The sequence below is a fragment of the Methylotenera versatilis 79 genome (assembly GCF_000384375.1).
GTDB lineage: Bacteria > Pseudomonadota > Gammaproteobacteria > Burkholderiales > Methylophilaceae > Methylotenera_A > Methylotenera_A versatilis_B.
The window spans coordinates 1,345,513-1,365,614 of record NZ_ARVX01000001.1 but is presented as its reverse complement, the minus strand read 5'-3'; the positions used below and the strand labels follow the sequence as shown (position 1 = coordinate 1,365,614).

20 protein-coding genes and 1 other RNA gene are annotated in these 20,102 nt (G+C 44.5%); 3 read left to right on the top strand and 18 right to left on the bottom strand.

The window, feature by feature from the left end:
• Positions 1-25 precede the first annotated feature (25 nt).
• From METVE_RS0106725 to rsmI, 17 genes are all read right to left on the bottom strand, one after another.
• The gene (locus METVE_RS0106725) at positions 26-847 is read right to left on the bottom strand and encodes a cell division protein FtsQ/DivIB (RefSeq protein ID WP_020167694.1); all 822 of its coding nucleotides are present in this window, start codon (positions 845-847) and stop codon (positions 26-28) included.
• Positions 837-1,766: a D-alanine--D-alanine ligase gene (locus METVE_RS0106720; protein ID WP_020167693.1), complete on the bottom strand. Its 930-nt coding sequence runs from the start codon at positions 1,764-1,766 to the stop codon at positions 837-839. Before METVE_RS0106720 ends, METVE_RS0106725 begins: the two co-directional genes overlap by 11 nt.
• On the bottom strand, positions 1,759-2,652 hold the full coding sequence (gene murB, locus METVE_RS0106715; RefSeq protein WP_020167692.1) for a UDP-N-acetylmuramate dehydrogenase: 894 nt from the start codon (positions 2,650-2,652) through the stop codon (positions 1,759-1,761). Before murB ends, METVE_RS0106720 begins: the two co-directional genes overlap by 8 nt.
• Positions 2,652-4,085, bottom strand: a complete 1,434-nt coding sequence (gene murC / locus METVE_RS0106710) for a UDP-N-acetylmuramate--L-alanine ligase (protein WP_020167691.1) — start codon at positions 4,083-4,085, stop codon at positions 2,652-2,654. Before murC ends, murB begins: the two co-directional genes overlap by 1 nt.
• Positions 4,082-5,176 carry an undecaprenyldiphospho-muramoylpentapeptide beta-N-acetylglucosaminyltransferase gene (murG, locus tag METVE_RS0106705; protein WP_020167690.1) on the bottom strand — a complete coding sequence of 365 codons (1,095 nt, stop codon included), beginning with the start codon at positions 5,174-5,176 and terminating at the stop codon, positions 4,082-4,084. Before murG ends, murC begins: the two co-directional genes overlap by 4 nt.
• Positions 5,173-6,339, bottom strand: coding sequence for a putative lipid II flippase FtsW (gene ftsW / locus METVE_RS0106700; RefSeq protein ID WP_232415421.1), 1,167 nt, complete (start codon positions 6,337-6,339; stop codon positions 5,173-5,175). Before ftsW ends, murG begins: the two co-directional genes overlap by 4 nt.
• Positions 6,333-7,733, bottom strand: coding sequence for a UDP-N-acetylmuramoyl-L-alanine--D-glutamate ligase (murD, locus tag METVE_RS0106695; RefSeq protein ID WP_020167688.1), 1,401 nt, complete (start codon positions 7,731-7,733; stop codon positions 6,333-6,335). Before murD ends, ftsW begins: the two co-directional genes overlap by 7 nt.
• A complete protein-coding gene (mraY, locus tag METVE_RS0106690) occupies positions 7,730-8,833 on the bottom strand; it encodes a phospho-N-acetylmuramoyl-pentapeptide-transferase (protein WP_020167687.1) in 1,104 nt (367 codons plus the stop codon). Before mraY ends, murD begins: the two co-directional genes overlap by 4 nt.
• Positions 8,824-10,260: a UDP-N-acetylmuramoyl-tripeptide--D-alanyl-D-alanine ligase gene (locus METVE_RS0106685; RefSeq protein ID WP_020167686.1), complete on the bottom strand. Its 1,437-nt coding sequence runs from the start codon at positions 10,258-10,260 to the stop codon at positions 8,824-8,826. Before METVE_RS0106685 ends, mraY begins: the two co-directional genes overlap by 10 nt.
• Complete coding sequence (locus tag METVE_RS0106680) at positions 10,257-11,708, bottom strand: UDP-N-acetylmuramoyl-L-alanyl-D-glutamate--2,6-diaminopimelate ligase (RefSeq protein WP_020167685.1); 1,452 nt, start codon at positions 11,706-11,708, stop codon at positions 10,257-10,259. The genes METVE_RS0106685 and METVE_RS0106680 overlap by 4 nt, the downstream gene beginning before the upstream one ends.
• Positions 11,705-13,432 carry a peptidoglycan D,D-transpeptidase FtsI family protein gene (locus METVE_RS0106675; RefSeq protein WP_020167684.1) on the bottom strand — a complete coding sequence of 576 codons (1,728 nt, stop codon included), beginning with the start codon at positions 13,430-13,432 and terminating at the stop codon, positions 11,705-11,707. Before METVE_RS0106675 ends, METVE_RS0106680 begins: the two co-directional genes overlap by 4 nt.
• Positions 13,433-13,474: 42 nt before the next feature.
• The gene (gene ftsL, locus METVE_RS0106670; protein ID WP_020167683.1) at positions 13,475-13,762 is read right to left on the bottom strand and encodes a cell division protein FtsL; all 288 of its coding nucleotides are present in this window, start codon (positions 13,760-13,762) and stop codon (positions 13,475-13,477) included.
• Between the two features lie 18 nt (positions 13,763-13,780).
• Positions 13,781-14,812 (bottom strand): 16S rRNA (cytosine(1402)-N(4))-methyltransferase RsmH, encoded by a 1,032-nt coding sequence (rsmH, locus tag METVE_RS0106665; RefSeq protein ID WP_020167682.1) that lies wholly within the window; start codon positions 14,810-14,812, stop codon positions 13,781-13,783.
• On the bottom strand, positions 14,809-15,255 hold the full coding sequence (mraZ, locus tag METVE_RS0106660) for a division/cell wall cluster transcriptional repressor MraZ (protein WP_020167681.1): 447 nt from the start codon (positions 15,253-15,255) through the stop codon (positions 14,809-14,811). Before mraZ ends, rsmH begins: the two co-directional genes overlap by 4 nt.
• 327 nt (positions 15,256-15,582) lie before the next feature.
• An RNA gene (gene rnpB / locus METVE_RS12650) (RNase P RNA component class A) lies at positions 15,583-15,949 on the bottom strand.
• A gap of 45 nt (positions 15,950-15,994) precedes the next feature.
• Positions 15,995-17,053, bottom strand: a complete 1,059-nt coding sequence (gene pyrC, locus METVE_RS0106655) for a dihydroorotase (protein WP_020167680.1) — start codon at positions 17,051-17,053, stop codon at positions 15,995-15,997.
• A 49-nt stretch (positions 17,054-17,102) separates the two neighbouring features.
• The gene (gene rsmI / locus METVE_RS0106650; RefSeq protein WP_020167679.1) at positions 17,103-17,960 is read right to left on the bottom strand and encodes a 16S rRNA (cytidine(1402)-2'-O)-methyltransferase; all 858 of its coding nucleotides are present in this window, start codon (positions 17,958-17,960) and stop codon (positions 17,103-17,105) included.
• A 118-nt stretch (positions 17,961-18,078) separates the two neighbouring features.
• On the opposite strand from rsmI, the gene METVE_RS0106645 reads away from it, so the two are divergent.
• The 3 genes from METVE_RS0106645 to METVE_RS0106630 all read left to right on the top strand — a co-directional run bounded on the left by METVE_RS0106645 (position 18,079) and on the right by METVE_RS0106630 (position 19,396).
• Positions 18,079-18,432 carry a YraN family protein gene (locus METVE_RS0106645; protein WP_020167678.1) on the top strand — a complete coding sequence of 118 codons (354 nt, stop codon included), beginning with the start codon at positions 18,079-18,081 and terminating at the stop codon, positions 18,430-18,432.
• Between the two features lie 63 nt (positions 18,433-18,495).
• The gene (locus METVE_RS0106635) at positions 18,496-19,080 is read left to right on the top strand and encodes a BON domain-containing protein (protein ID WP_020167677.1); all 585 of its coding nucleotides are present in this window, start codon (positions 18,496-18,498) and stop codon (positions 19,078-19,080) included.
• Between the two features lie 16 nt (positions 19,081-19,096).
• Positions 19,097-19,396: a DUF3579 domain-containing protein gene (locus METVE_RS0106630; protein WP_020167676.1), complete on the top strand. Its 300-nt coding sequence runs from the start codon at positions 19,097-19,099 to the stop codon at positions 19,394-19,396.
• Between the two features lie 66 nt (positions 19,397-19,462).
• Here the strand turns inward: METVE_RS0106630 and METVE_RS0106625 are convergent, their stop codons facing one another.
• Positions 19,463-19,984, bottom strand: coding sequence for a TlpA disulfide reductase family protein (locus tag METVE_RS0106625; protein WP_020167675.1), 522 nt, complete (start codon positions 19,982-19,984; stop codon positions 19,463-19,465).
• Positions 19,985-20,102 lie beyond the last annotated feature (118 nt).

Sequence of the window (20,102 nt, the reverse complement as noted above, 5' to 3'; positions counted from 1 at the left end):
ATATCACTAGGCCAAATTGTTTCAGTTATGTCGCCTTTGCCCCAGGCTCCAGTGCAGGTTTATGTACAGGATTAGGTGCAATAAGCGATTTTTTTTCAGTTGCCATTAACGCTTTTTTTGCTGCCAACTCTCTACTTAACAAAGCACTTAATCCCTCTGGTTTACGCACGGCAAACCCATTCGGATAGCGCAAATCGGCATAAACTACTTTTAGCCCTAATCGGCTTAATGTCGATTGGTAAGCGCCGGTGAATTTATTCAAACGCTCATCCATTTCTGTACGACCTAATGCAATAGTTAACCCTTTATTTGTCTTAATTTCCCAAGAGCGGCGTGGCGATAACGTCACTTGCGCTATTTTGATGTCGGCTTTATTTAAAATCTGGCTATAGTTTCCGTAACTTTTAGTGACTTCCATCACGCCATCTCCCGGCCCATAAAACACAGGTAATTCCGCATCTGTCGCCGCTTGGAATAATTCGCCATGCGTATTCACCAGCGCAATATTGCCCCAACGCGCCAGTGCCTGATGCTCTTCAATCGACACTTCCAACTGGTCTGGCCAGCGACGGCGCACGCTTACATCGCGCGCCCAAGGCAGTTTTTGAAACGCATCGCGTGTCTTGACTAAATCCAAGGTAAAAAAATTACCTTTTAAATGTTTGGCTACAATCAACTTAATCTGCTCACGATTCACATGTGCTAATTCGCCATTCACTTTCACTTCGCGTAGCGGAAAAATAGGCAAATGCACCACGACGAATATCAAGGCGTACAGCATTAACACTACCGACATGGCATATAGTAAATTGGCTAACCAATTTAATAGGCGGGGTTTATCCCACATTCTTAACACCCAATGTCATCGTTAAAATCTTCACCACTAATTCGTCAAAAGAAAGTCCTGCTGCTTTGGCAGCCATTGGCACCAAACTATGATCTGTCATGCCTGGGCTGGTGTTAACCTCTAAAAAATAGTGATTGCCTTGCTCATCCATCAGAAAATCTACCCTGCCCCAACCGCTACAACCAATGGCACGAAATGCTTGCAAGGCTTCACGTTGTATCAATGCTTCTTTTTCTGCACTTAATCCGCATGGGCACAAATACTCGGTGTCATCGCGCAGGTATTTCGCATCAAAATCATAAAATTCAGTTTTGGGGACTATTTTGATAATCGGTAAAACCTGATCACCCAAAATACCGACGGTATATTCACCGCCACCGACAAACTGCTCTGCAATCACCAACGGATCTGCCTCAGCAGCTAATGCATAAGCCGCTTTTAAACCACCCGCTTGCTTCACTTTACTGATGCCAATACTGGAACCTTCATTGGCCGGCTTTACAAATAGTGGCAAACCTAATTTCTGCTCAATTGCAGCAAAGTCACTGTCAGCATTCACCAACTCAAAATCTGGTGTCGCAACGCCAACAGCACGCCACATCAGCTTGGTGCGCCATTTATCCATACCTAAGCTAGACGCCATCACACCACTGCCTGTGAACGGAATGTCCATTAATTCCAACGCGCCTTGAATCGTGCCATCCTCGCCAAAACGACCATGCAAGGAAATAAATACACGGTCAAATTTGCTTACCTCACTTAAGGCTTCATTGACAGGATCAAACGCTACGGCATCTACACCTTGGCGCTTTAATGCCGCCAATACAGCAGAGCCGCTTTTAAGCGACACTTCACGCTCGCCCGATTTACCACCAAGCAACACAGCCACTTTTCCAAATTTTTTCATCTCATCACGCATATTCGCCAATCACTCTCACCTCTTGTTGTAGTGCCACGCCTTGCTTTTCTAAAACCACATCTTTAATGTGTCTAATCAATAATTCGATATCCAACGCCGTGCATTCGCCCACATTCACAATAAAGTTGGCATGCTTTGGCGAAACTTGAGCGCCACCAATTTGAAAGCCTTTTAAGCCGCTGGCTTCAATTAATCTTGCTGCAAAATCACCTTGCGGATTTCTAAACGTAGAACCAGCGCTAGGCAAATTAAGCGGTTGGCTTGCCAAACGTGCCGCCAATAGATTCTTAATCTTTTTCAACGATTGCTCTGGTTGGCCAAGTTCCAACTTAAACCACGCACCTAAAAACCATTCATCCAATACTGGCATTTCAATATGCCGATAGCTAGCTGTAAATTCCGAACCATTACGCACATGCGTGATGCCAGCTCTATCAATGGTTAATACTTGATGCACGATATTCCAAGTCTCACTGCCGTAACAACCTGCGTTCATTGCTAATGCGCCGCCCACTGTTCCAGGAATTCCGGCCATAAATTCCGCACCGTCTTTTGCATGATTAGCACTGAACCTAGCCAATTTTCCGCAAGTCACACCTGCTTCTGCATAGATATATTGCCCATCCATTCTCAAATCGCTTAAGGCTTGATGCATGACAATAACCGTGCCGCGCACGCCACCATCGCGTACCAGTAAATTGCTGCCAAGTCCCATAAATACAATCAGTTCTGCATCATCTAAACTTTGTAAAAATGCTTGTAACTCACTCAAACTTTCCGCAATGAATACGCTGTCTGCATTTCCACCAACGCGCCAACTGGTATAGCGCGCCAGTGGCTCGTTTTTGAGCAATTGCGATTGCATTTTTGCCTCAGTTTGCACCATTAACTTTTTGCGCTTTCTATGGTGTTAAGTGCTAAATCCTTAGTCTTACTTGCCACTTGGCCGATTGAGCCGGCGCCCATCACAATCACCACATCACCTGATTGCACGACATTTAAAATGGCTGATGGCAACTCTTCTGTTGTTTCGACAAATTGCGGCTCTACTTTGCCTGCCACGCGAATGGAACGAATCAAACTGCGAGTATCCGCCGCTACAATCGCGGCTTCGCCTGCGGAATAGACTTCTGTCAGCAATACCGCATCGGCAGTCGAAAGTACGCGCACAAAATCCTCAAAACAATCGCGGGTTCGCGTGTAACGATGTGGCTGAAATGCCATTACTAAACGTCTGTCAGGGAAAGCACCGCGCGCCGCCGCAATCACCGCTTGCATTTCCACTGGATGATGTCCGTAATCATCAATTAATGTAAATGTGCCAGCTGTTTTGCCGTCGACTGCATGAATAGCCACTTCGCCATAACGCTCAAAACGTCTGCCTACACCTTTAAATTCAGCCAAAGCCTTGATCATTGCGGCGTCACTTATATTTAACTCACTGGCAATCGCAATCGCTGCCAATGCGTTCAACACATAATGATTGCCTGGCAAATTAAGCGTCACGTCAAACGTTGTCGTTACGCCATTGATACGCTCAACCGTAAAATGCATTTGGCCATTATCTGCGCGCACGTTTGTCGCGCGGATGCGTGCATCATCAGAAAAACCATAGGTCATCACTGGCTTAGTCACGCGCGGTAAGATTTCGCGAATATTTGCGTCATCGATACACACAACCGCCATGCCCCAAAACGGCAACTGCTGTAAGAATTCCACAAACGCGCTTTTTAACTTTTCAAAGCTATGTTCATAAGTGTCCATGTGGTCTTGGTCGATATTGGTCACAACCGCCATCACTGGTGTCAGATGCAGGAAGGAAGCATCTGACTCATCTGCTTCAGCCACGATATATTCACCCGTGCCCAAACGTGCATTGGCACTAGCAGCTTCTAACTTGCCACCAATCACAAAAGTGGGATCCATTCCTGCTTCGTTCAAAATACTGGCAATCAAGCTAGTCGTCGTTGTCTTACCATGAGTTCCGGCTACAGCGATTCCCTGTCTAAAACGCATCAACTCTGCGAGCATTAGTGCGCGCGGCACCACAGGAATATTTTTGGTGCGCGCCGCAATCACTTCAGGATTTGCTTCATTCACCGCAGATGACACCACAACCACATCTGCATTTTTTAAATTTTCTGTAGCGTGCCCTTGATAAACCGTTGCGCCAAAACCATGTAAACGCTGTGTAGTAGCGTTGTTTGCCAAATCAGAGCCAGACACACTGAATCCCAAGTTGATTAACACTTCCGCAATGCCGCTCATACCTGCACCGCCGATGCCGATGAAGTGGATGTTTTTAACTTTATGCTTCATATCGCCAACTCCATGCAAATTCTTGCAACGGCCGCGGTTGCTTCTGGCTTAGCTAATTTTTTCGCATTAACAGCCATTTTTTGGCACATTTCACGTGTTAAGTCGCTTATTATTTCACTGGCTTTTTGCGTATTAAATGCTGTTTGCTGAATCAATTGCGCCGCACCTGCATCACTCAAATATTTAGCGTTATGCGTTTGATGGTCATCCACCGCATGCGGAAACGGTACCAAAATACTGGCAACGCCCACGCAAGCTAATTCAGCCACAGTGAGCGCACCTGAACGACAAACGACTACATCTGCCCAAGCATATAATTCGGCCATATTATGTATAAATGCTTTTGTATCGGCGCTCACGCCAGCTGCTTTGTAGTTGGCTTGCAAAGCAGCGATGTGCTTTTCACCCGCCTGATGAATCACTTCTGGGCGATCACTTTCAGCTAATGTCGCAATGGCTTTTGGTAACACTTCATTTAGTGCTGTCGCGCCCAAACTACCGCCCACTATCAGCAATTTCAGTTTGCCTTGGTGATTCGCATAACGCTGTGCCGGAAATGGCAATTGCGTAATATCTTGCCGCACAGGATTACCGACTAATTCAGCTTTATCGCCAAACGCGGATGGAAAAGCCGCTAATGTTTTATCCGCAATTAAGCTCAATACTTTATTGGTTAAGCCTGCAATTGAGTTTTGCTCATGAATCACCAGTGGTTTACCTAATAATTTTGCCATTACGCCACCTGGGAATGCAGCAAAACCACCCATCCCCAATACAACATCTGGCTGATATTTGCGGATAGCAGTGAAGCTTTGTTTAAACGCCGTGGCTAATTTAAGCGGCAATAATAGCCAGCCCAAAATACCTTTACCGCGCACACCGCGCATAGTAATCATCGCTTTGCGGTAATCTTTGCCTGCAATCAAGCGATTTTCCATGCCGCCTTCGGTGCACAACCAAACCACATTCCAGCCATGCTCTTTTAAGTGATCTGCCACCGCCATTGCAGGGTAGACGTGACCGCCCGTGCCGCCCGCCATAATCATGATGGTGAATTTTCCGTACTCAGTAACGGGGGAAGCGAGCATCATGCTGGCAGCCCTTTCTGCAACCTTCTGTTCTCAAAATCGATTCTTAATAGCACTGCCATTGCGATGCAATTCGCTAAGATGCCGCTTCCGCCAAATGACAGCAATGGCAGCGTTAAGCCTTTGGTTGGTAGTACGCCCATATTCACGCCAATATTAATAATGCCTTGCACGCCCATCCACACACCCAAACCTTGTGCCAACAAAGCTGCGAAATAGCGTTCGTTCGCCACCGCTTCTTTGCCAATACCAAAAGCGCGAATGATGATCCAGCAAAAGAGTCCCAACACTGTTAACACACCTACAAAGCCCAATTCTTCTGCAATCACCGCTAATAAAAAGTCGGTATGTGCTTCTGGCAAATACAATAACTTTTCCACACTAGCGCCCAAACCTACGCCAAACCACTCACCGCGACCAAATGCGATTAACGCGTGAGAAAGCTGATAGCCTTTACCATACGGATCTGCCCACGGATCCATAAAACCAATCACGCGCTGCATGCGGTAAGGTGAGCTGACAATCAGTACATAAATTGCAACCGGCAACAATGCCAATAGCGCGATGAAGATTTTGACGTTAATGCCGCCCAGCCAAAGTATAGAAATTGAAACGGCGGCAATCACTGCAAATGCGCCGAAATCTGGTTCGCGTAATAATAAGAACCCAACCAACACCATCACCGCAACCATCGGCAAAAATCCTTTTACGATGCTGTCCATTTGCGGCGCTTTGCGCACGGCATAATCGGCTACATACATGGCGGCGAATAGCTTCATCAACTCTGATGGCTGTAAATTGATGACAAACAAAGACAACCAGCGCTGGCTGCCATTGACGTTGCGCCCAACACCCGGAATGAGCACCAATACCAATAAAAATAAACCGAGTAAAAATAAGTACGGCGCCATTTTTTGCCAACCAGCTATAGGCACTTGAAACGTGACTAAAGCGGCAGCCAAGCCTATGACGATAAAAATCGCCTGACGAATCAGGTAATAAGTGCTTTGATGACCAACGGCTTTATCCGCTTCGGCAATCGCAATGGAGGCTGAATACACCATCACCAGCCCTAAGCCGAGCAATATCAAAGTCACCCATAACAACATTTGGTCGTAACTGGATGCGTTAATACGCTCACGGCTGTGCATCACCGGTGCTAACATGCTGCCACCTTTTGCATTGCTGTTTGTTGCAAGCGTTTTACTGCGGCTACAAATACTTCTGCACGATGCACATAATTTTTAAACATATCAAAGCTGGCGCAAGCCGGCGACAACAACACCGCATCGCCACTTAACGCTATTTTTTGTGCAATATTCACCGCTTCTGGCAAATCGGCAGCATGATAAAGCGCTATTTCAGAGGGCAATAGAACCGCTTCAATCAGTGCAGCATCGCGTCCAATTAAAACGACTGCACGCGCATTGGCTTTGACAGCGGGCAATAACGGCGCAAAATCTTGACCTTTACCATCACCGCCAGCAATCAACACCACTTTTTGTGGCTCACCTTGTTTAACCATACCGGCAATAGCCGCACAAGTTGCGCCCACATTGGTACCTTTTGAATCATCATAAAAATCGACTTCGTTAACAGTTGCCACCCATTCCACGCGGTGCGGCAAACCTTTGAAATTGCGTAATGCGCTGGCGATTGCGGCTTTTTCAATATCAATAGCGTTGCATAAAGCTGCTGCGGCAAGCGCATTCGCCACATTATGTAAGCCACTGATTTTTAATTGATTGGTTGGCATTAACTTTCGCTGGCCGCTGGTTAAGCACTGCTCACCATCGCAGGTCACCAAACCAAAATCTTCATAAGTTGGCGCGGCATTTAGGCCAAATGTTACTGTATTGGTATTTTGCTCTTTGGCCTGAAGGCCTAAACTCACTGCGTCATCCCGGTTCAGCACTGCTGTTTTTGCATGTGCAAGAATCCGTGCTTTGGCAGCAATGTAAGCGTCGATATCCGCGTATCTGTCCATGTGATCTTCACTGACATTCAATACTGTCGCGCTATCGCAGCTTAAGTGATGTGTCGTTTCTAACTGAAAACTGGATAGCTCTAACACATACACATCTGGCGTTTGCATCATCAATGCTTCTAACACTGGCAAGCCGATATTGCCGGCAACGATGGTTTTTAAACCTGCTTCTTTGCAGATTTCGCCGACCAAAGTCGTCACTGTGGTTTTACCATTTGAGCCAGTGATTGCAATCACTTTTGCATCTTTTGGACGATACTGCGCAAACAACTCCACATCGCCGATCACTGGCACGCCATGTGCAATTGCCGCTTGTACCGCTGATTCGCTAAGAGCTACACCAGGACTAATCACGATTAAATCGGCTTGCTTGAATACAGCTGAATCAAACGGCCCAGTATGAATAATTACTTGCGGCATACGTTTAGTCACATCTTCCACACTCGGCGGATTAACGCGCGAATCAGCGGCAGACAAAATCGCGCCTTGGCTTTCCAGCCAATGCAAGGCAGATAGACCCGTATCACCGAGACCTAACACCAATACTTTTTTGTCTTTTAAGGTTATTTTCATCTGAGTTTTAAAGTAGATAAGCCGACTAAAACTAACATCATGGTAATAATCCAGAATCGCACGACTACTTGCGTTTCTTTCCAGCCTTTTTGTTCGTAATGATGATGTAGCGGCGCCATCAAAAAGATGCGCCGACCAACGCCAGTGCGGAATTTGGTATATTTGAAATACATGACTTGCAGCGCCACCGAAAACGTCTCCACCACAAATACGCCACCCATAATAAACAGCACGATTTCTTGGCGCACAATCACCGCTACAACGCCAAGTGCCGCACCCAAAGCCAACGCACCAACATCGCCCATAAATACTTCTGCCGGATAGGCGTTAAACCATAAAAATCCTAAACCAGCGCCAGCCATGGCCGCGCAGAACACCATTAACTCGCCTGCGCCAGCCACATAAGGAATACCCAAATATTTTGAGAAATACAAATGCCCTGCCAAGTAAGCGAATATCGCCAATGCGCTGCCGACCATCACAGTTGGCATAATTGCCAAGCCGTCTAAGCCGTCTGTCAGATTCACGGCATTGCTGGAGCCAACAATAACCAAATAAGTCAGCACAATAAAACCAACTGCGCCCAGCGGCAGCACTAGCGTTTTGAAAAACGGTACGATTAAAGTCGTTTCCGCTGGATGTGTGGATGTATGGAATAAGAATATCGCTACGCCAAGGCCAATCACGCTTTGCCAAAAGTATTTGGCTTTTGCCGATAAGCCTTTAGGGTTTTTGTACACAACTTTGCGGTAATCATCTACCCAGCCAATCGCACCAAAACCTAGCGTTGTCACTAGCACCACCCAAATATATTTATTGTGCAAATCGCCCCACAAGATGGTTGCAATGCCAATCGCCACTAGAATCAGTGCGCCGCCCATGGTTGGCGTACCGGCTTTGACCAAATGCGTTTGCGGTCCATCATCGCGCACGGCTTGTCCCACTTTGTATTCGGTCAACTTACGAATCATGGTTGGGCCGACCACAAATGAGATGATTAATGCTGTTAAGGTAGCCATCACCGCGCGCAATGTAATGTAATTAAACACATTAAAACCACGAACATCGTGCGCTAGCCAGCGTGTAAGTTCTAATAACATGATGCATCCTCCGTTAAACTTTTTTGTTGGTTTTCTAGTGTTAAGTCATCAGTTTCAGTTAAACCACTTGTTTCTGCTAACCCATTAACCACACGCTCCATTTTCATAAAACGTGAACCTTTAACCAATACCGTTACATTTTTTTGCATCAGGCTTTTTACTTTTGCAATTACATCTTCTAATACTGAAAAATGTTGCGCGCCTTCACCAAAACTCGTGGTGGCGTTTGCACTTAACACACCAAATGTCAGCAAATTTTTAATGCCTTTTTGTTTGGCATACAAACCGATTTCCGTATGCATGCTGGCCTCATCCGCACCTAATTCAGCCATATCGCCCATCACAAAAACACTGTGCGAATCCATTGTCACCAATACATCAATCGCGGCTTTCATGGAATCAGGATTCGCGTTATAAGTATCGTCAATTAGCGCAGCACCGTTAAAACCCAGTTTGCGTTGTAAGCGACTATGCACGGCTTGCATGTTTTGCAAGCCATTTGCAATATCTTGATTACTCACACCTAGCGCAACCGCAGCAGCACTGGCAGCAAGCGCGTTGCTAATATTATGTTTACCCAACACGTTCAATTTAAAACTGACTTTTCCTGCTGGCGTGGCCAATTGCAAATGATTGACTCCATCAATCTCTGCATATTCAGCTGTCACATCAGCCGCATGACTCAACCCGAAAGTAATGGTTTTTTTGCCTAAAGTTAACGATTGCCAAAGTGCAAAAAACGCATCATCTGCATTTAGCACCGCAACGCCATTTGCGCTTAAGCCGTTAAAAATCTCACCTTTGGCTTTGGCGATATTGTCACGCGAACCCAATTCGCCGATATGCGCCGTGCCTGCATTGTTAATCAGGGCAACCGTTGGCTGCGCGATACGGCTTAAATAATCAATCTCGCCCAAATGGTTCATGCCCATTTCAATCACTGCATAAGCATGTTGTTGGCGTAATTTCAGCAAAGTTAACGGCATGCCAATGTCATTATTTAAATTGCCAACTGTCGAAAGCACCTTTTGCGCATCTTTTGTTGCGGCGCTTAAAATAGCCGTCAACATTTCTTTGGTCGTGGTTTTGCCATTACTGCCGGTAATCGCAATTACTGGCATATCAAACTGATTGCGCCAATAATGTGCTAATTGGCCCAATGCTAAACGCGTGTCATCCACCAGAATTGCTGGTCTTGCTGTTGTGTTTGCATCTGAAACCAATACTGCCGCAGCACCTTGTTTGATTGCTGCTTCAGCATATTGATTACCATCAAAATATTCACCTTTAATCGCTACGAAAAGCTGGCCATTCACAATCGCGCGGCTATCTGTTCCCACGCTCTCAATTTTCAAGTGTTGAATGTCAGCGTCAGTAGCCAATAATTGGCCATTCACTGCTGTTGCTATTGTCGCTAATGTCATCATGAAAGCGACTCCGCATAGGCTTTTAAGGCTTTTTCTGCCTGCTCAACGTCATTAAAATAATTTTTAACGCCTTTAATCTCCTGATATTTCTCATGACCTTTGCCAGCAATTAACACAATATCGCCTGGCTTGGCAGCTAAAATTCCCACTGAGATCGCTTTGGCGCGATTTTGCTCAATCAAATAATTGCCCTGCGTGCCTTGCAAGATTTCGTTGATGATTTTGCGTTTATTTTCATGCCTTGGATTGTCCGAAGTCACCACAATGGCATCTGCTAAATCACTGGCAATTTTGCCCATTAATTCACGCTTGCCTGCGTCGCGATTACCACCGCAACCAAACACACACACCAATTTTGCACCAATTGGTTTTTGCTCATTTAATGTGGTTAACACTTTTTCCAGTGCATCGGGCGAATGCGCATAATCGACGATGACCAATGGCAACGCGCCGCCGCCTAACGATTGCATACGGCCAGCAACTGATTTAATCTGCGCAATCGCATCGACCGCATCTTTTAAACTCACCTTTGAAACCAATAAAGTCGCCAATACAGCTAACACGTTATACACATTAAAACGGCCGATTAAATTAGCTTTAACTGTCGCCTCGCCTTGTGGCGTAAGCGCAACAAAGCTGAAATGGGTATTTTCAAAATGTAATTGCGTCGCCTGCACATCGCCGTGCTCAATACCGTAAGTAATCACTGGCGCAACGGCATGTTTTAAATCTTCTTCAATCTCACGGCCAAACTCATCATCGCAATTTAATACTGACATTTTCAAATCAGAAAAATCGAATAAACGGCGTTTTGCGGCGGCATATTCTGCAAACGTGCTGTGATAATCCAAATGATCGCGCGACAGATTACTTAATACTGCGATATCGAAATGCACGCCATTGACGCGACCTTGATGTAAGCCATGTGAGGAGACCTCTAGCGCTACTACTTCTGCGCCCTGTTTTAGATAATCTGCCAACATACTTTGTAATAAGATCGCATCTGGCGTGGTATTTTGCGTCTCGCTTAATGCATTGGCAAAACCGTTACCAAGCGTACCGACGACTGCAGTCTTTTTACCTAAATAATCAAAACACTGACTTAACCACTGCGTGATAGACGTTTTGCCATTAGTGCCCGTTACGCCAATCGTCCATAATTTTTCAGAAGGCTTTTTATAATACTGATTGGCAATATTACCCGCCTGTAAACGTAGATGTTTGATGCCTATATTCTCAACAGCCCATTCGGCATTCCATTCAAAATCTGTAGAATCCCATAACACCGCGCTGGCACCATTTTTAATGGCGTCAGCAATATAGTTGCGCCCATCGCTTTTATCACCCGGATACGCCAAAAACAGACTGCCAGCCGTCACTTGCCGACTATCTGCAGTCAAACTTTTAATAGGCGTTTTGATTCGATAATTTTGAACAGGCTTTGTCATATCACCTCTTTCACGTCTTCCACACCTGGTGGAATGACGACGTTATCGTTAGGTGCGTCTTGCGGCACAGCCAGCATGCGTAACGCATCTGACATTACCGCGCTAAATACTGGTGCAGCAACCGTGCCGCCGTAATATTGACCAGCTGTTGGTTCATCGATCATCACTGCCATAATCAAACGCGGATTAGATGCTGGCGCTAGCCCAACAAAAGAACCGACATATTTATCTTTTTCGTAACCATTTGGACCCAGCTTATGCGCCGTGCCTGTTTTACCACCCACGCGATAACCAGCCACTTGCGCTTTTAAAGCGGTGCCACCAGGCAATACAACCTGTTCCATCATGGTTTTCATATCATTGGCGACTTGCGCCGAAAATACTTGATGTCCCACAGGAGACTCTTTGATTTTTAACAGTGAAACAGGCTTTAATTCGCCTTCATTTGCAAACACTGTATAGGCACGTGCAAGCTGCAATAAAGTCACGCTGATGCCGTGCCCATAAGACATTGTGGCTTGTTCAATCGGACGCCATGTTTTATAAGGACGCAGGCGGCCAGATGCTTCACCGGGGAAACCAATATTCATGCGCGAACCAAAACCCAACTGATTGAACGCGCTCCAAAGCTCTTCGCGCTTTAAGCTCAACACCATTTTTGATGCGCCAACGTTGGATGATTTCTGTATCACGCCAGCCACTGTCAACATGCCATAGTCATGTGTGTCATGCACGGTCGCAGAACCGATTTTCATATAGCCAGGCCCAGTTTGCACCAATGTATCTGGTTTGAAATCGCCGAATTCCATTGCTGCTGAAACCGCAATCGATTTCAATGTAGATCCAGGCTCGAACACATCGGTAACCACACGGTTACGCGTTTTACCGCTGATATTCACGGGATTATTCGGGTTGTAGGTCGGCAAATTCACCATCGCCAATACTTCACCCGTTTTTGCGTCTAATATCACCGCCGCACCAGCTTTGGCTTTTTGCAATTCCACTGCACGCGACAACTCTCTAAAAGTTAAATATTGAAGACGTCTATCAATACTTAACACTAAATCATGCCCATCTTGCGGCACTTTAACGTCTTCCAAATCTTCTACAATGCGGCCCTGCCTGTCTTTGATGACTTTGCGACTGCCAGCTTTGCCTGATAAAAGCGCATTTTGTGCCAGCTCAAAACCTTCCTGACCTTTGTCGTTAATATCAGTAAATCCAACGATATGCGCAGTCACATCGCCAGCAGGATAAAAACGTTTGTACTCACGCTGTAAAAAAATACCCGGAATCCGCAAGCTCATGACTTTTGCTGCGAGATCGGGCGCTACACGGCGTTTTAAATACACAAAACCACGCTGTAGATTGGCTAATTTTTTATCAACTTCTTTATTCTTAATACCCAACAATTGAGCAAGCTTTACTTTTTGCTCTGTAGTGATTTTCACATCTGGCGGACTTGCCCAAACGGATTCCACTGGACTACTAATTGCCAGCAACTCGCCGTTTCTGTCAGTGATTTTTCCGCGATGCGCTTGTAGCTCTAATGTGCGGCTGTAACGTGCGTCACCCTTTTGCTGCAAAAATTCTTTGTGCAAACTTTGCAAATAAATACCACGTGCGAACAATCCCGCAAAACCCAGTAATAAGCCAATCAACAATAGCCTACGCCGCCATGCTGGCAGCTTTACTATATGATGTTGTACTGAGTTGTAGGCCATTTTTTCTAAATTTCTTTACGGTTCACTTTTAACTAATTGCTGCTATCGAATCACTTCTGAGGTCACTTCTTCTTTTGTAATCACTTGAATACGTTTTGCATCAGGCACTTGCATCTTTAATTTTTTAGCAGCCAATTCTTCGATGCGTGAATGCATGGCCCAAGTGCTTTGTTCTAACTGCAATTGCCCAAATTCTGTTTCATATTTCTGTTTTAAATTTTGCTGTTTCTCAAGCTCAAAATACAATTTTCGCGCTTTATGTTGCGATGTAATCACACCTAAACTCACGGCAATTAACACAAAAAAAAGAATAAAATTTAAACGCGTCATGTTTTTATAAATAGCTTATTAAGCCGTTGCCGTTCTCATCGCCACACGCATCACCGCACTTCTACTACGCGGGTTTGCCTTCACTTCAGCTGCGCTTGGTTTAATCGCTTTGCCCACAGCCAATAATCTTGGTTGCGGCAGATCTTTGGCTTTCACTGGGAAATTAGCTGGCAAATCATCGCGGTTTTGTTCATTCTGAATAAACTGTTTCACGATTCTGTCCTCCAGCGAATGAAAACTAATCACTACCAAGCGCCCACCTTCTGCCAATAAATCCAAGCATTTCGGCAAAATTAGCGATAACTCCTCAAGCTCCGAATTGACGAAAATCCGTAAAGCTTGAAAGGTGCGCGTTGCAGGGTTCTGCCCCGGTTCGATCTTGGGGATTGCACTTGCCACGATCTTGGCAAGCTGTCCTGTAGTGGTGATGGCGCGCCCGTCTGTGCGCTCCTTAATAATCGCCCTTGCAACCTGCTTAGCAAACCGTTCTTCACCATAATCTTTTATCACTTTCCCTAATTGTTGCTCTGAAATTGTGGTTAACAGCTCTGCCACTGTTTTGCCACGCGTTTGGTCCATGCGCATATCCAGCGGCGCATCAAATCTAAAACTAAAACCGCGCTCGCCTTCGTCGATTTGGGGCGAAGAAATACCTAAATCCAGTAAAATACCATCTACTTTTTGGAGATTGTTACTGATTGCTAATTGATTGATTTCTGAAAAATGTCGATGCTCAATAGTGAATCGCGCATCTTTAATTAACTGACCTTCTGCTAATGCCGCTAAATCTCGGTCTATTGCAAACACCCTGCCATTAACACCTAACTTGGACAAAATAAGACGGCTATGACCGCCGCGCCCAAAAGTACCATCAATGTAAATACCATCCGATTGGATATTTAGCGCATTGACTGCCTCACTCAACAGCACGGTGATATGTGCGGTTGATGGTGGTTGAGAGTTGGGATTTGTTGCGGAAGTCATAACTGATGCTGACACTAAGGCTGAATTTTCATTTATTGGCGGCGCAGATTTTGCGCCCAGCATCATAGCGAAAAGCCCTCTAATTCTGCTGGCATCTCAAATCCATCGCCAGTCATTAATGTTTCCAACTGCTTGTTCCAGGCATCCATATTCCACAACTCAAAATGGCTACCTTGGCCTACAAACATCACATCTTTATCTAAATTCGCGAAACCACGCAAAACCGGCGAAACCAGTAAACGACCTGTCACATCTAAAGTGATATCTTCCGCCTGACCCACCATCATGCGTTGGTAAACGCTGGTTTGTGGGTTAAAACTGGATAGGCTATTAATTTTTGCCTCAATAGGCGCCCAAGCAGGCTGCGGATAAAGCAATAAACAACGGTGCGGATGCGCAGTTAATATCAAATTGCCCGCACTTTGCGTCAACAAAGCATCACGATGCTTGGCAGGCACTACAAGCCTGTATTTAGCATCCATACTTAAATGTGTTGCGCCGCGAAACATGATTTGAATGAACAAAGCCTTAAAAACTTAACCACTAAAAACGGTTAAAAAGTGAAACATCCCACTAAACTCCACTTTTCCCCACTAAATTGCACTATAGATAAAAAAAAAGTACTTTGCAAGCACTTTTTCACTATTTTTTCTTTATAAGACAAAGACTTAGCGTATTTTAATCAACTAAATAATAACCATATTAATCAATAAGATACTAAATTAAGTGAATGTAAAATATAAGAGTTAGGGATTATGTGTTTGAATTGAATCAAGAGGACGATAAAAGCGCTGCGAATAGCGAATGAGAAAGCTAAATAAGATAGTTTAATTAAAAAGTGAAGCTGGCCGATAAGCCGGGTTTTGTAGACTTTATTACTAAAGTTGACAGTCATTCATCTAGGCGCACAATTACTTGTACGCTCAAGCTATCTACCCGCTGGCAGCGCGAGCAACGCCCTATTTACTTGTGTAACGTTCTACGCAAATAAAAACGCCAGCCTATTTGATATTGCTGCAGATGGAGGTTACCGCGTTTCACCGTAACTAAATACGCTCGTCTCTGTGGCCCTATTCCTCACCTTATAGATTGTGGCTTTCGCCACAAAAATTTCAGCGTACGGCCGTTAGCCGTCATCTTGCTCTATGCAGCCCGGACTTTCCTCCCCTCACTTACGTGAGCGGCGACTGTCTAGCCAGCTTCGTCGCTATTTTAACATGCCGAGCGTTTGACATGCTGAGCGGCTAATTATTTCTGTAATTTCCATTGTAAAATTTGCCCAGCTCTGAGAGGCACTAAAGTGTCGCCATCAAACGGCAAATTCTCAGGCACTTTCCAACTTTCTTTCACTAATGTAACTCTCTCTTTATTACGAGGCAAACCATAAAAATCCGCCCCATAAAAGCTCGCAAAACCTTCTAACTTATCTAAGGCATTTGCATTTTCAAACGCTTCTGCATACAACTCAATCGCCGTATGCGCGGTGTATATTCCGGCACAACCGCAAGCTGCTTCTTTAGTATGCTTGGCGTGCGGTGCGCTATCTGTGCCTAGAAAAAATTTAGGATTACCAGAAGTCGCTGCTTTAACCAAAGCCACGCGGTGTTCTTCACGTTTCAAGATTGGCAAACAGTAATGATGCGGCTGAATGCCGCCTTTAAACATATCGTTGCGATTCATTAGTAAATGATGCGCAGTCACTGTTGCAGCAATATTATTAGGGGATTCAATCACAAAGTCTGCCGCATCTTTAGTGGTTATATGCTCAAAAACCACTTTTAATGCGGGGAATTTTTTTAACAACGGAATCATATTGCGCTCAATAAATACACGTTCGCGATCAAACACATCGACATCGTTATCGGTCACTTCAGCGTGCGCCAGCAAAGGCACGCCTAACTTTTCCATCGCCTCAAGCGCACTCACGCAATGACCTAGGTTTGTGACACCGGAATCTGAATTGGTAGTGGCGCCCGCTGGGTAAAGCTTTGCACCATGCACAATACCACTGGCTTTGGCCAAAGCTATTTCCTCTGCCGAAGTTTTATCAGTCAGATACAAAGTCATTAGCGGCTCGAAACGCATGCCAGTTGGCAAGGCGTTTATAATACGTTGGCGATAAGCAACGGCTAATTCAGTCGTTGTCACAGGCGGACGCAAATTTGGCATCACAATCGCACGCGCGAATTGCCTTGCGCTGTCTGGCAAAACCGCTTGTAGCGCGGCACCATCTCTTAAGTGCAAATGCCAGTCATCTGGTCGTGTAATAGTTAAAGTAGTCGGAGTTAACGTATTGGAAGGAATCATTTTATGGCTATCTTTTTGAGTCTTTTATTCAAAATAATCTATCAGCATTTTAATTAGCTTGCTTTAATCTCAGTGCGAATTCGTACAAATCATTTTTCTTTTCATTGGCAATCTCAGCGGTTAACTTAACCGCTTGCTTAAGCGGTAAATCTGCGAGCAATAATTTCAATATACGCACCACCTCCTCAGAAAACCCTTCAGCTACTTTTATTACGGCAGCTTCAACTAAAAGTACAAATTCGCCGCGCTGTTGATTAGTATCGGCTTGCAACCAATTTGCTGCATCAGCCAGATTGCAACTATAGATGGTTTCAAATGTTTTGGTGATTTCTCGGGCAAAAGTAACACGGCGTTCTGCGCCTAATACATTCGCCATATCTACAATGCTTTCTATGATTCTGTGTGGCGCTTCATAAAAAACTAACGTTACCGTTTGTGTTTTTAGCGCTTCCAATGCCTTGCGTCTGGCTGCACCGCTGGCGGGCAAAAAACCATGAAACAAAAAACCATTTTGCGTAATGCCAGAAACGGATAATGCCGCGATCACCGCACTCACACCTGGAATCGGCACAACCTTAACACCCGCTTTGCGCACAAAATCTACTACCACTGCGCCTGGATCGCTAATGCCTGGTGTGCCGGCATCGGTTACCAATGCAATATTTTCACCTGATTTTAATTGAGTCAGCAGCTTTTCTGCCGATTGATGTTCATTGTGTTCATGCACGGCGATTAATTTTTTGCTGATGCCAAAATGCGATAATAAACCCGATGTATGGCGCGTATCTTCCGCCGCAATCGCATCAACCACTTTTAGCGTTTCTAACGCACGCAGCGTAATATCAGTCAGATTGCCGATTGGTGTTGCCACCACATATAATATGCCTGTTGCTTTTAAATCATTCATTGTGTAATTTTAAGCCAAAGCCATGCTTAAAATATTAAAAATTTAACTTCTATTAAATAATCCTTAATAATGAATAATCCGTCATAAACCGTTTTGATTTATAGGCAACACTTAACCGATGAAAATGAATCAAAATAATGCAGGGTTTGAGGCTGAAAAATTAGCTGCAACTTTTTTGCAGAATCACGGACTTAAAATGGTGACGCAAAATTATCACTGCCGTTTTGGCGAGATTGATTTGATTATGATGGACGCCAAAACACTGGTATTTATTGAAGTAAGATTGAGGAGCAACCAGCAGTTTGGCAATGCTGGCGCTAGTATTACGACACACAAAAAGCAGAAATTAATCTTAACCGCGCAACATTATTTACAAACACATGGCGAAAGCCAATGTCGTTTTGATGCAGTGTTAATGTCTAAATTAGACACAGAAAATATTGAATGGGTGCGTAATGCATTTGATGCATGATGATGCACTCAATGGTCAAAGCGCGTATCATTCGCAAAAATTAACCGTTATTTGGAGTATGCAATGAATTCAACCATTAAACTTACAACTATTAAGCTTTTTTTGGCTGCCGCAATAGTCAGTCAACTGGCTGCTTGTGTGCCGGTTGCTGTGGGCGGCGCTGTCGCTGGTGGCGCCATTGCATCGGATAGACGCACTTCTGGTTTTTATGTAGAAGATCAAGGCATTCAGATTAAAGCCAATAGAAAGATGGAAACAAATTTAGGTGAAGAAGCGCACGTTAACGTGACAAGTTATAACCGTAACGTGTTATTAACTGGCGAAGTGCCAGATGCAGAACGCTTGGCTAAAGCAGAGTCTTTAATGAAAGAAGTCGAAAATATTCGCACTGTGACCAATGAACTTGTTGTAGCGCCGAAAAGCTCAATTGGCTCTCGCAGCAACGATACTTACATCACCTCTAAGATTAAAGGTAAATTCGTTACTGAAAATAAATTCCCAGCTAATTACGTTAAAGTGGTTACAGAAAATGGTGTCGTTTACTTACTTGGTTTAGTTAATCAGGCAGAAGCAGATGCTGCCGTAGAGATTGCACGCAACACCGATGGTGTGAGCAAAGTAGTTAAATTATTTGAATTCATTCAATAAAGTTAAGTAGCTAAAAATGACTCTAAAAGCGGTAGAAATTATTATTGAAGGCCTGACGCGTGCTGGTAAACCTTTTCGTCCGAGCGATTGGGTCGATAGAACTTGTAGCACTTACGCCAGCTTTGGTCCAAACAAAAAACTGGTGTATTCGCCCTATTTAAAACCAAAAGTAATGAATGGTGTGCGATGTCTGGCTGTGGACATGCGTTTAAAAGATAGCAACCCAGCAGGTTTTGCCCAGTTAATGCAGTTTGCCGATGAAAACCAGCTCAATATTTTAGATGCAGATGGTAAAAGTATAGAAGCGCCTGTTTAAGTAAATTTAGTGCTTAAGAATTAAGTCTTAAAAAATACTTAACACTTTTTTATGAGCAGTTTTTAATTAATGCGTTTTTGAACTTCCTTTCGCAATAATATCTTCAAGATAAACTTTAGTCACCAGCCCGCGCTTGGTTTTAACCAATTCCCCGCGCGGGTTGTAAATATAAGTGGTTGGCATTACTTCTGCAGTACCAATCTGCTTAATCACTTCATCGTCACCCAGCACTATCGGGTAAGACATCAGCATATCGTCTACATAATCGGCGACCTCTTTTGCATCTTGGTAATCAAACGCAACGCCCAGCAACATCACATCTTTATTTTTGCGGCTATCGTACAGTGCCACCAAATCAGGCACTTCCTCTAAGCATGGCGGACACCATGTTGCCCAGTAATTCACGATCACCCATTTGCCTTTGTATTGAGATAACGCATGCTTTTTGCCAGTCGTATCACTTAAAACGAAGCCCTTATTTTGCAGACGTTCTGCGCCGTTAGCCGCAAAACTCATGCTAAAAATAACACTTATTAACACCAATATTAAGAACGGTTCTTTAACAAAAATCATATTTTTCAATCGCATCTATTCTCTCAATATACAGTTCAGATTATTGTACAAAATTTAGGCTTAATGTGAAGCTTATTCGTTCACCAAAATGGTTTATTCAACAAACCTGTTGAATTCTTTTAAATGAATGATT